Origin of the sequence: Streptomyces purpureus (assembly GCF_014648195.1) — a bacterium.
Lineage (GTDB): Bacteria > Actinomycetota > Actinomycetes > Streptomycetales > Streptomycetaceae > Streptomyces > Streptomyces purpureus.
In genome coordinates, this window is the sequence record NZ_BMQQ01000010.1 from 129,440 (window position 1) to 141,046 (window position 11,607).

Consider the following 11,607-nt stretch of genomic DNA (forward strand, 5'->3'; position numbering starts at 1 on the left):
CGAGTCGATCCCCCGACTTCCTACATCAGCTTGTCGTGGACCTGCGCCCCCTGTCAGTGCATTACGTCACGAAATGGACAGGTATTTGGGCCTGATGTTTAACCCCATAACTGCTGTGACCTGGGAAAACGTCTCTCCCCCGGGATGTAGGTCACATCCTGGGGGAGATTCGGTCACGGCTGGGACGCGGCGCGGTTAGGAGACCCGCTCGGGGCTTTTCAGCTCATCCGCTCGATGACCATGGCCATGCCCTGGCCGCCGCCCACGCACATGGTCTCAAGACCGAACTGCTTGTCGTGGAACTGGAGGCTGTTGATCAGCGTGCCGGTGATCCGGGCGCCGGTCATGCCGAAGGGGTGGCCGACGGCGATGGCGCCGCCGTTGACGTTCAGCTTCTCCAGCGGGATGTTCAGGTCCCGGTAGGAGGGGATGACCTGGGCCGCGAAGGCCTCGTTGATCTCGAACAGGTCGATGTCGTCGACGGTCAGGCCGGCCCGCTTGAGCGCCTGCTTCGACGCCTCCACCGGACCCAGGCCCATGATCTCCGGCGACAGGCCGGTGACACCGGTCGACACGATCCGGGCGAGCGGGGTGAGGCCGAGCTCCCGGGCCTTGGTGTCGCTCATGATGACGAGGGCGGCGGCGCCGTCGTTCAGCGGGCAGCAGTTGGCGGCCGTGACCAGGCCGTCGGGGCGGAAGACCGGCTTGAGGCCCTGCACGCCCTCCAGGGTCACGCCGGCGCGCGGGCCGTCGTCCGTGGAGACGACGGTGCCGTCCGGGGTCGTGATCGGGGTGATCTCGCGCTCCCAGAAGCCGTTCTTGATGGCTTCCTCGGCGAGGTTCTGCGACCGCACGCCGAACTCGTCCATGTCCGCGCGGGTCACGCCCTTGAGCCGGGCCAGGTTCTCGGCGGTCTGGCCCATGGCGATGTACGCGTCCGGGATCAGGCCGTCCTCGCGCGGGTCGTGCCAGTCGGTGCCCTCCTGCTGGGCGCGCTCGGCGGTGCGGGCCTCGGCGTCGGCGAAGAGGGGGTTGTGGGTGTCCGGCAGTCCGTCGCTGGTGCCCTTGACGCTCCGGGACACCATCTCGACACCGGCGGAGATGAAGACGTCGCCCTCGCCGGCCTTGATGGCGTGCAGCGCCATCCGGGAGGTCTGGAGGGAGGAGGAGCAGTAGCGGGTGATGGTGCAGCCCGGGAGGTGGTCCATCCCCATCTGCACGGCGACGATCCGCCCCAGGTTGTGCCCCTGCTCGCCGCCGGGCAGACCGCAGCCCAGCATCAGGTCGTCGATCTCGCGCGGGTCCAGCTCGGGCACCTTCGCGAGCGCGGCCTGGATGATCGTGGCGGTCAGATCGTCGGGCCGGACGTCCTTGAGGGAGCCCTTGAAGGCCCGGCCGATGGGGGAACGGGCGGCAGAGACGATCACGGCTTCGGGCATCACGGCTCCAAGGGGGCGGGATTGCGGGACTGACTGGGAAGTTACCCGCACGTATCGCGTTGGTCACGGTGCTGGGTGTGTGATGCGGGCCTCTTTTCTAAGCGAGCGCTCAGTGGGTGCGGGCCAGGGGACGTCCTGGGCCCCAGGCTACGACGCACCCCCGGTCCCCCGGCGGGCCTCCTCCTCCGTCGGCACCGGGGCCTCCGCCGTCGCGGGCAGGCGCCGACGGCGCCGGTGCTTCAGCAGTGCCCAGGGCGCACGCGCACCCGTCACCTCCGTGCCCGCCTCCTTCACCGCCTCGGCCGCCGCCTTCGCCACCGGCAGCATGCCCTCCCGGCGGTCCGCCTCCAGCCGGTCCGCCTCCGGCCACAGGCCCAGCACCGCGCACACCGTCGGCAGCACCGCCATCGCCGCCGTCGCATAGCCCTCGGCCGACGGGTGGTAGTTGTCCGCCCCGAACATCTCCCGGGGATTCGCCGCGAACTCAGGTCCCAGCAGATCCCCCAGCGACACCGTCCGCCCGCCCTGCTCCACCACCACGATCGTCTGCGCCGCCGCCAGCTGCCGCGACGCCCGCCGCGCCAGCCACCGCAGCGGCTGGTACACCGGCTCGATCGTGCCCAGATCCGGGCACGTACCGACCACCACCTCCGCACCCGCCGTCCGCAGCCGGCGCACCGCCGCCGCCAGATACCGCACCGACTGCGTCGGCGGCATGCGATGCGTCACATCGTTCGCACCGATCATCACCACACACACATCCGGCTGCCACGGCATCGCCAGCAGCAGCGACACCTGCCGCTCCAGATCGTCCGACCGCGCCCCCGGCAACGCCACGTTCCGCAGCTCCACCGGCCGCTCCCCGACCGCCGCGAGACCCGAGGCCAGCAGCGCCCCAGGCGTCTGACCCGCCCGGCGCACCCCCTGCCCCGCCGCCGTCGAATCGCCCAGCAGCGCCAGCCGCAGCGGCTCCGCCGGCCCGTACCCCTTGCCGTAGAGGCCGTCCGCACCTGGCGGCAGCGGCGCCACACCGCCCCCCACCGACCGCTTCGCCAGCTGCACCTCGGCCAGCAGCACACCGACCGCCGCGGCACCCAGCAGCCCGATGCTCCCGCCGCCGTACGCCGCGCCCGCCGCGATCCGCCGTGCCACCCTCGCCCTCGACATAGGGGCCGCCACCTCCTCTTCGCCGTTCAAGAGCTAACTGCCCCGTAACCGCCTCCGACTACGCATACGCTGGCGGCACCATTACGGAGACCCCGGAGATTACGGTGCAATTCCACGACTCGATGATCAGCCTCGTCGGCAACACCCCGCTGGTGAAGCTCAACAGTGTGACGGAAGGCCTCCAGGCCACCGTCCTGGCCAAGGTCGAGTACTTCAACCCGGGCGGCTCGGTCAAGGACCGCATCGCCGTCCGCATGATCGAGGCGGCCGAAGAGAGCGGCGCGCTCAAGCCCGGCGGCACCATCGTCGAGCCCACGTCCGGCAACACCGGCGTCGGCCTCGCGATCGTGGCCCAGCAGAAGGGCTACAAGTGCATCTTCGTCTGCCCCGACAAGGTCTCGACCGACAAGATCAACGTGCTGCGGGCGTACGGCGCCGAAGTCGTCGTCTGCCCCACCGCCGTCGACCCCGAGCACCCCGACTCGTACTACAACGTCTCGGACCGGCTCGTTCGCGAGACCCCCGGCGCCTGGAAGCCCGACCAGTACTCGAACCCGAACAACCCCCGTTCGCACTACGAGACCACCGGCCCCGAGCTCTGGGAACAGACCGACGGGAAGATCACCCACTTCGTCGCCGGCGTCGGCACCGGCGGCACGATCTCCGGCACCGGCAGGTACCTCAAGGAGGCCTCCGGCGGAAAGGTCCGCATCGTCGGCGCCGACCCCGAAGGCTCCGTCTACTCCGGCGGCTCCGGACGCCCGTACCTCGTCGAAGGCGTCGGTGAGGACTTCTGGCCCACCGCCTACGACCCCGAGGTCACCGACGAGATCGTCGCCGTGTCCGACAAGGACTCCTTCCAGATGACCCGCCGCCTCGCCAAGGAAGAAGGCCTCCTCGTCGGCGGCTCCTGCGGCATGGCCGTCGTCGCCGCCCTCCGCGTCGCCGAAGGCCTCGGCCCCGACGACGTCGTCGTCGTCCTCCTGCCCGACTCCGGCCGCGGCTACCTGTCGAAGATCTTCAACGACGAATGGATGGCCGACTACGGCTTCCTCGAGGAGACCGGCACCCCCACCGTCGGCGACGTCCTGCGCGACAAGGAAGGCGACATGCCCTCCCTCGTCCACATGCACCCCGACGAGACCGTCGGTCAGGCCATCGAAGTCCTCCGCGAGTACGGCGTCTCCCAGATGCCCATCGTCAAGCCCGGCGCCGGCCACCCCGACGTCATGGCGGCCGAAGTCGTCGGCTCCGTCGTCGAACGCGAGCTCCTCGACGCCCTCTTCACCAAGCGCGCCGACCTCGAAGACCCGCTCGACAAGCACATGAGCTCGCCCCTGCCGCAGGTCGGCTCCGGCGAACCCGTCGCCGACCTCATGTCCGTACTCGGCGCCGCCGACGCGGCGATCGTGCTCGTCGAAGGCAAGCCCACCGGCGTCGTCAGCCGCCAGGACCTCCTCGCCTTCCTCGCCAAGGACGGCGCCAAGTAGGACCGACGTGAGATTCGCGCAAACGGTACGAGCGCGACACGTACCCGCAGCACCCGCTTAACACGCGTCCGGCAGATTGATCCCTGTCGGCGTCACGGACCTCCGGAGCGGCTCCCGGACCTACGACGCCCAGGACGCGGAGACCGGCCCTGACCCGGGCCCGTGTCCCCCACGGGAACCGCCGTCGTCCCGCCCCCCGGCAACGGGGGTGCGGCGGTTCCCGTGCTTTTTTGAGGGCTCGGTTCTCCCCCTGGCTTCGCCGGGGGGACCCCCACCGGGGCGCTTTCAGCGTGCTCCGACGGTCGATCGTGCTCGGCCCCCCCCTCGTTCCTCGGGGGGCCTCCGCGCGTTCTCCCTTTCGGCGCCCGCGCGCCCCTTCGGCTCACTCGCCGAGGCGGTCGTTGTTGCCGTCAGGCAGGCGGGTCGGGGGCGTCCTAGCCGTCCGAGCCGGGGCGGCGCGGACGGCCTCCGCGGAACGCGTGGACGAAGTTCACGCCCACGATGCCCAGCCACGTCACGATCAGGCCCTCCAACTGCGCCTGATGCGCGGCGATCGCCGAGATCGGGATGGCCAGCACCAGCGAGATGATGCCGAAGCCATAACGCTCGCCCCAGTTCTCGCCGCCCGGCCCCGGCGGGCGGCCGCCGCGGGCCACCACCATCTGGTGCTCTGCCGTCTGACGCCGCACCTGGCGCTCCACAGCCCCGTCCAGACGCTGCTCGACCTTCTCCAGGAAGGACTCGATCAGCGCCGACTCGTACTCCGTACCCAGCTCACGGCGCGCGTGCAGTGTCGCGTCGAGGTCGGACTTCAGTTCGGTGTCGCGGGCATCCATGCCGCTACGGTACGAAGCCCGCCGGAGCGCTGTCAGTGGGGCTAACCCCCCACTTCGCGTCGTCCGCCCCCCGGACACTTCTTGCCCGGCTGCATATCCTCATGCAGAGTTTTGGGTGAGTGAATAGGACGAAGGGGGACGGCATGAGCGACAGCCCGGCCGGGCGGCTCCAGGAGTTGTTCGAGGGGCACCGCCTGACACCGACGCAGCGCCGGATCGCGCACTGCATGGTGCGCCGAGCCGCCGACGTGCCGTTCCTGTCCAGCGTGGAGCTGGCCGAGCTCGCCGGGGTCAGCCAGCCGTCCGTCACCCGCTTCGCCGTCGCCCTCGGCTTCGACGGCTACCCCGCCCTCCGCAAGCACCTGCGCGAGGTCACCCCCGGCGAGCCCGCCCCGACCACCGGGACCCCGTACAACGAGTACCAGCAGGCCGTACAGGCCGAGATCGAGAACCTCCGCCATCTCTGCGAGCTGCTCGCCGACCCGGCGCCGGTCGAGCGGGCCGGGCGGCTCCTCGCCGCGTCCCGGCCGCTGCCGGTCCTCGGGCTGCGCGCCGCCTCCTCGCAGGCCCGCGGCTTCGCGTACTTCGCGGGCAAGGTCCACCCCGACGTACGCCTGCTCGACGAGGGCGGCTCGATGCTCACCGACCGGATCGACGCGGCCGTACGGGCCGGGGCCTCGGCGCTGCTCTGCTTCGCGCTGCCCCGCCACCCCAGGGAGGTCGTGGAGTCGCTGCAGTACGCCCGCTCGTCCGGGCTGACGGTGGTGACCGTCGCCGACTCGGCGTTCGCGCCGGTCGCCCGCCACAGCGACCTGCTCATCCCGGCCGCCGTCGGCACCGGCCTCGCCTTCGACACGGCCTGCGCGCCGATGCTGCTGGGCCGGGTGCTCCTGGAAGCCATGTGCGACGGTCTGCCGGACGCGCAGGCGCGCCTTGAGGAGTTCGACGCGGGCGCGGCGGCGCGGGGCCTGTTCGTCGAGTAGGCCCCCACGCCGCGGCCGCCCGGCTCAGACCTCCAGCTCGGCCTCGATCTTCTTCAGCTGGTGGCGGGCCATCGCCAGGTTCGACCGGCCCTTGTCCAGCGCCAGGTAGAGGAAGAGCCCGCCCGTGCCCCGGCCCTTGAGCAGCCGGATCAGGTGGTACTGCCCGCCGAGGGTGATCAGGATGTCCTCGATCTCGTCGTTGAGGCCGAGCATCTCCATCGTGCGGACCTTGGCGCGGACCACATCGGTGTTCCCGGCGGCCGCGACCGCCAGGTCGAGGTCCTTGCCGCCGCCCGCGATACCGAGCGCCATACCGCTGCTGTAGTCGACGAGGGCGGCGCCGATCGCGCCGTCGATGGCGGTGAGGGCTTCCTTGAGGGAGGTTTCGGTGTTGGCCATGGGTCTCGCACTTCCTTTTCGTCTGCCTGTTGTCCGTCTGTCTGAGGTCCGTCTGCCTGTTGTCCGGTGGTGTCGTCGGTGCGCGGCTGGGGTCAGGAGGGCTCCTTGCGTTCAAGGGCCCCGTCGACCAGCTCGCCGATCCGTGCGCTGGAGCGCCGGGCCTCCAGATGGAGCCGGCCCACGTTGATCCGGGGCTCCGCGAGCAGCGTCAGCACCGCCGAGGCGCCCGCCGCGTACGTGGCGACGTAGCCGTGCTCGCCGCGTACGAGGAGCTCGCGGAAGCCGCCCTGGCCGGTGGTCTCGGCGAGCCGCTGTGCGACGCCGAGCGCCGCCGCGGTCAGCGCGGCCACGGACTCCGCCTCGGTGTCGACGGTGTCCTGGGCCAGGACCAGCCCGTCGGCGCTGGCCGCGAGCGCCCCGGTGAGCTGCGGCAGCCTGGCCCGCAGCCGTCTGAGCTCGCCGAGCACCTCGGTTTCTGCCGTCATCAGCTGTCTCCTCTCGGCACGCATGCGCAGGGCGCGCCTCATGACGGCGGACGGAGTGCCTGGAGGGCCGGGCGGGGGGTGGGGCGGTGGATCACAGATGTGCCTCCAGGGCGTCACGAAGCCTGCGGAGCAAGGCGATGTCCGGGTCCGCCGCCACCTCGCCCACCCAGGAGGGGAGCGCGGGCGGAGCCTCCGGCAGCGGGTCGAACGGGGTCTCGACGAGCCCGGCCGCTGCGAGCCGCCGTACGTCGAGCAGGGTGTGGAACGCCGGCCGGCCGAGGAGACGGGCGATGCCCGCCGGGGTACGTAACCCGTCGGCGGCGGCGAGCAGGGCGCGCTGACGCAGGCTCACCGTCTGCCCGGGGGCGGCCGGGCGGGGCACCACGGGCGCGGTGTCGACCGCCGCGTACGGCCAGACGCTGTCGAGGAGTTCGCGGCGGCGCAGGGTCTCGCGCTCGACGGCTGCCGTCGAGACCGGCCGTACGGTGCCGAACCAGTGCCCGACGCCGTACCGGAAGCGGGTCGGCCCGCTCGCCGGGGCCAGGGCGAAGAAGGCGGCGTCGAACACCGCGCCCAGATGGCAGATCTCCAGCTCGCCGCCGCCGAGCCGGCCGCTGTCGACGAGGAAGCGGCCCACCGCGCTGCGGGCCCCGGCCTGGTCGACGGCCTCGTCCCAGCCCTCCTGGGCGAGCCGGCCGCCGGCGGTCAGCAGGACGTCCAGGCTCGGGGAGGCGGGGCTCTCGGCGTGCACGACCCGGCCGTCGACGAGGTAGAGGGTGCCGTGGTCGCGGAGCAGGGCGCCGGTGGCGTGCTCGGCGGCGAGCCGGGCGAGCATGGGGGAGACGGTCATCCGAGGACCAGTCTCTCGGCGAGGTCGCCCAGGCGTATGCGGGCGAGGGCGAGGTTGCCGACGGAGCGGTCGAGCCAGAGATGGAGGAAGACGCTGCTGTCGAAGGACGTCTCGACGAACCTGATGACGTGGTAGCCGCTGCGGGTGGTGACGATGACGTCCTCGACGGGCGGGCCCTTGGGTAACTCCTCGCCTTCGGTCGCGGCCGCGAACGATTCGTACTCGGCCGCCGCGCGCGCCAGTTCGGCCGTCTCGGCGGCGGTGGTCTCGTGGTTGCCGACCGGCGAGTCCCCCGCGGTGCCGAGGGCGAGCCCGCTGGTCCAGTCGACCAGGGAGGCTCCGCGCGCGCCGGGCAGGGCCATGGCCTCGTGCAGGCACTCGTCGATTCCGGGCACGCGGGTTCCCCTCCCGATGAAGCGTGCGGCGTGTCGGCAGTGACGGTGACGTTACTGAACGTTTCCGCCAGGGAGGGGAGTTCTGGCAATTTCCATCGGAACATGCCCGGGAATGATTGGATGCGGCCCCGCTTCCCGGGCCTACTCCTCGCCGCGCACCTTCAGCACAATCTTGTTCACCACCCAGAGCCCGATGCCGATGGCCAGCAGGATTCCGGCCCGGATGTAGACGTCCGCGGCGCGCTCGGCCAGCGGGCTGGCCAGGATCACGGAGGTGATGGCGCCCAGGATGGGCAGAGCCGTCGGTGTCCGGAAGTGTGCGTGCGGCACCCGGTCCTTGCGCAGCACGAGGACGGTCACGTTCACCACGGCGAAGACACAGAGCAGCAAGAAGGCCGTGGTGTCGCCGAGGCCTTCGATCTCGCCCGTGGAGACCAGGGCGATGGCGATGAGGGTGACGAAGACGATGCCCGTCAGGGGCGTGCGGCGGCGCCTGAGGACGTGGCCCATGATGCGCGGCAGGACCCGTTCGTTGGCCAGGCCGTAGCAGAGCCGCGAGGCCATCATGATGTTGATGAGCGCGGAGTTGGTCACCGCGAACAGGGCGATCAGCGCGAAGAGCTTGGGCGGGAAGTCCACCCCGCCCGCCTTCACGACCTCGAGCAGCGGCCCGCTGGACTGCTCCAGCACCTCGTAGTGGACGAGCAGCGAGGACACCAGGGCGACCAGGACGTAGATCGTGCCGGTGATGGTGACGCCGAGGAAGATGGCCCGCGGGAACGCGCGGACCGGGTCACGGGTCTCCTCCGCCATGTTGACGGAGTCCTCGAAGCCGACGAAGGCGAAGAAGCCGAGCGCGGTCGCCCCGAGGACGCTGGTGATCAGCGCATAGCCGGTGCCGGACGCCTCGAACTCGCCCAGTCGCGACGGCTCCCCGTCGCCGGTGATCACGGCCCAGGCGCCGATCCCCAGGATGATTACGAGACCGGTGAGTTCCACGAGCGTCAGGACGACGTTGGTCTTCACCGACTCCGACACACCGCGCAGCGCGAGCGAGGCGAGCGCGATGATGAAGACGATCGCGAGGAGCGTGGGCGGGACGGCGTCCGTGAACTCCTGGAAGTAGTCGCCGCTGAAGGCCCGCGCGGCGGCGCTCGCGGACGACAGGCCCGAGCACATCACCATGAAGGCGACGATGAAGGTGATGAAGGGGACCTTGAACGCCTTCTGGGTGTAGAGCGCGGCGCCGGCGGCCTTGGGGTACTTGCCGACGAGCTCCACGTACGAGGCGGCCGTCAGCAGCGCCACCACGAAACCGATCACGAACGGCAGCCACAGCGCGCCGCCGACCTTTCCGGCGACCTTGCCCGTGGTGGCGTAGATGCCGGTGCCCAGGATGTCGCCGATGACGAAGAGGAGCAGCAGCTTCGGGCCGATGGCCCGTTTCAGTGGCGGCTGCTGCTCCGGTGCTGCGCCGGACGTGGACGCGGTGGTGGCCATGTGACACCTTTCCCGTTTGCCGATGGGAAGGTACCTGCCCGGCGGACGGCCCGGGATGCCCACCAGTCACCCGTACGGCCAGGTCCGGCGGGGGCGTGTGGTGCCGTGGGGTCAGCCGCCGCGGCGCTCCACCGAGGCGGCGACGTCGTCGAGGTCCTTGGCGATGGCCCGGCTGACGGCCTTGGCGCCGAGGCCGCCGAGCACCTTGGCGACCATCCCCATCGCGCCGCCGGGCGGGGTGGCCGTGAACACCATCCGCACCTTCGTCGCCTTCCCGTCGGGCCCGGCGGGCCGCAGCGTGAACTCCGATACGTATCGGGTGCGGTGGGACTCGGCCTCCACCACATAGCGGTCGGGCGGGACGCTCGCGGTCACCCACATCTCCTCGGTGGCTTCCTTGCCGAACATCCGCCGGGTCTCACGCCAGCGGGTGCCCACATCGAAGCCCCCCTCGGTGAGCACCTCGACCTTCTCCACCCCGCTGAGCACCCGCTCCATGCTCTGCAGATCCGTCAGCGCCTCCCACACCGGCCCGGGAGGCGCCTGGATCAGTCGCTCGACGACGACGCTCTTGGTAGCCATGGGTCCATGGAAGCACCGGGGTGTGACAACCGCCCGTGGTGCTGGGCCGGACCGGCACCCCTCGCCCCGCCCCCTACGGCCGCCTGTCCGACTGGTCGAGCAGCGCGTCCGGTTGGCCGCCGCCCGCCTCGGCGACGATCTCGTCGAGGCTCTGCGCGGCCCGTACGACCGAGAAACGGACGCTGCCGTCGGGGTCGATCGTGAAGCCGTGCACGGCGGGGCGCGGCAGGCTGTTGTAGCCGTAGTGACTGGAGAAGTAGTACGCGCCGGTGTCGAGGACCGCGACCACGTCCCCCTGCTCCAGCAGGGGCAGCGGACGGCCGGTGGCCAGCAGGTCGCCTGCGAAGCAGGCGGGCCCGGCCACGTCCTGGACAGTCTCCGTGCCGGACTTGGGCAGCCCCTTGGCGTCGTACGCGGCGATCCGCAGCGGCCATGAGCGGGGGTCGTGGACGGTACGGGTGGCGACCTGGACGCCCGCGTGGGTGACGGCGATCGGGCGACCGCCGGAGCTCTTGGTGTACTCCACGCGCGCGAGGATCGTGCCGTGCTTGGCGAGCAGGGCCCGTCCGAACTCGGTGACCAGGGCGTACCGCCCGTCGAACAGACCGGGCACGGTCTGCTTCAGCAGCCGTGCGTAGTCCGCGAAGGTCGGCGTCTGCTCCTCGGAGGCGAAGTTCACCGGCAGGCCGCCGCCGATGTCCACGGTGTCGATCTGCTGCCGGCCGACGGCCGCGTTGATCTCCTCGGCGAGCTCGTAGGCCTCCTGGACCCCGGACACCATCAGGGGCAGCAGGAGGCCCTGAGAGCCGGTGTGGGTGTGCAGCCGGGTCAGCCAGGGCCGGTCGGCGTAGGTCCGTACGACCTCGGCCCGGGCGCCCTCGTCGCGCAGCCCCACCCCGAACTTCGAGGTCGAGGTGGCGGTCGACAGCGCCCCGATGCTGCCGGCCCCGACCTGCGGATTGACCCGCAGGCCGAGCGGCGAACGGGTCGGCGCGGCGCCCACCAGGGCGTCGATGCGGTCCAGCTCCTGGGGGTTGTCGGCGTTGACCGCGATCCCGAGGGCGAGGGCGTCGCGCAGTTCGGCGGGGGTCTTGGCGGGAGAGTCGAGGACCGTACGGTCCGGCGGGATCCCCGCGGCGCGGGCCAGCGCCAGCTCCCCGGGGCTGGCCACCTCGGCGCCGAGCCCGGCGTCGCGCAGCAGCCGCAGGACGGGCACGAGCGGGCACGCCTTCACGGCGAAGGCGTGCAGGACGGGCGCGTCGGTGATCTCCCCGAACGCCTCGGTGAGCGCCGTGGCCGAGGCGCGGATACCGGCCACGTCGAGCAGAGCGGTGAGCGGGACGGCGGGCGGCAGGAGTCCTTGTTCGACGGCCGCGTGCACGGCCTGATCGCGACGGTCGGAAGCCATGTCGGCCAGCCAATCATCCGACGGACACCACCGCAGCTGTTGACTGAAACTATTCACCCCAGCAGTATGTGAA

At 71.3% G+C, this 11,607-nt stretch carries 12 protein-coding genes; 2 read left to right on the forward strand and 10 right to left on the reverse strand.

Annotation, left to right across the window (positions count from 1 at the left end; translation table 11 throughout):
- Nucleotides 1–218: 218 nt before the first annotated feature.
- Both IEZ01_RS15300 and IEZ01_RS15305 read right to left on the reverse strand, forming a co-directional pair.
- On the reverse strand, nt 219–1,439 hold the full coding sequence (locus IEZ01_RS15300; RefSeq protein ID WP_189202114.1) for an acetyl-CoA C-acetyltransferase: 1,221 nt from the start codon (nt 1,437–1,439) through the stop codon (nt 219–221).
- A gap of 147 nt (nt 1,440–1,586) precedes the next feature.
- The gene (locus tag IEZ01_RS15305; RefSeq protein ID WP_019886938.1) at nt 1,587–2,606 is read right to left on the reverse strand and encodes an SGNH/GDSL hydrolase family protein; all 1,020 of its coding nucleotides are present in this window, start codon (nt 2,604–2,606) and stop codon (nt 1,587–1,589) included.
- Nucleotides 2,607–2,710: 104 nt separating this feature from the next.
- On the opposite strand from IEZ01_RS15305, the gene IEZ01_RS15310 reads away from it, so the two are divergent.
- Nucleotides 2,711–4,096 carry a cystathionine beta-synthase gene (locus IEZ01_RS15310; RefSeq protein ID WP_019886937.1) on the forward strand — a complete coding sequence of 462 codons (1,386 nt, stop codon included), beginning with the start codon at nt 2,711–2,713 and terminating at the stop codon, nt 4,094–4,096.
- A 434-nt stretch (nt 4,097–4,530) separates the two neighbouring features.
- Here the strand turns inward: IEZ01_RS15310 and IEZ01_RS15315 are convergent, their stop codons facing one another.
- Complete coding sequence (locus tag IEZ01_RS15315; protein WP_189202116.1) at nt 4,531–4,932, reverse strand: hypothetical protein; 402 nt, start codon at nt 4,930–4,932, stop codon at nt 4,531–4,533.
- Nucleotides 4,933–5,075: 143 nt separating this feature from the next.
- On the opposite strand from IEZ01_RS15315, the gene IEZ01_RS15320 reads away from it, so the two are divergent.
- A complete protein-coding gene (locus IEZ01_RS15320; protein ID WP_189202118.1) occupies nt 5,076–5,915 on the forward strand; it encodes a MurR/RpiR family transcriptional regulator in 840 nt (279 codons plus the stop codon).
- Nucleotides 5,916–5,939: 24 nt separating this feature from the next.
- Here IEZ01_RS15320 and IEZ01_RS15325 read toward each other — a convergent pair whose 3' ends face one another.
- The 7 genes from IEZ01_RS15325 to IEZ01_RS15355 form a co-directional block, all read right to left on the reverse strand.
- Nucleotides 5,940–6,314, reverse strand: coding sequence for a hypothetical protein (locus tag IEZ01_RS15325; RefSeq protein WP_019886934.1), 375 nt, complete (start codon nt 6,312–6,314; stop codon nt 5,940–5,942).
- Nucleotides 6,315–6,406: 92 nt separating this feature from the next.
- Nucleotides 6,407–6,799, reverse strand: coding sequence for a roadblock/LC7 domain-containing protein (locus IEZ01_RS15330; protein ID WP_019886932.1), 393 nt, complete (start codon nt 6,797–6,799; stop codon nt 6,407–6,409).
- A 91-nt stretch (nt 6,800–6,890) separates the two neighbouring features.
- Nucleotides 6,891–7,649, reverse strand: coding sequence for a hypothetical protein (locus tag IEZ01_RS15335; RefSeq protein ID WP_028797614.1), 759 nt, complete (start codon nt 7,647–7,649; stop codon nt 6,891–6,893).
- Nucleotides 7,646–8,044, reverse strand: coding sequence for a roadblock/LC7 domain-containing protein (locus IEZ01_RS15340; protein WP_019886929.1), 399 nt, complete (start codon nt 8,042–8,044; stop codon nt 7,646–7,648). Before IEZ01_RS15340 ends, IEZ01_RS15335 begins: the two co-directional genes overlap by 4 nt.
- 141 nt (nt 8,045–8,185) lie before the next feature.
- Nucleotides 8,186–9,544 carry an APC family permease gene (locus IEZ01_RS15345; RefSeq protein WP_019886928.1) on the reverse strand — a complete coding sequence of 453 codons (1,359 nt, stop codon included), beginning with the start codon at nt 9,542–9,544 and terminating at the stop codon, nt 8,186–8,188.
- 111 nt (nt 9,545–9,655) lie between these two features.
- Nucleotides 9,656–10,126 carry an SRPBCC family protein gene (locus tag IEZ01_RS15350; RefSeq protein WP_019886927.1) on the reverse strand — a complete coding sequence of 157 codons (471 nt, stop codon included), beginning with the start codon at nt 10,124–10,126 and terminating at the stop codon, nt 9,656–9,658.
- A 73-nt stretch (nt 10,127–10,199) separates the two neighbouring features.
- A complete protein-coding gene (locus IEZ01_RS15355) occupies nt 10,200–11,534 on the reverse strand; it encodes a type III PLP-dependent enzyme domain-containing protein (protein WP_189202120.1) in 1,335 nt (444 codons plus the stop codon).
- Nucleotides 11,535–11,607: the final 73 nt, after the last annotated feature.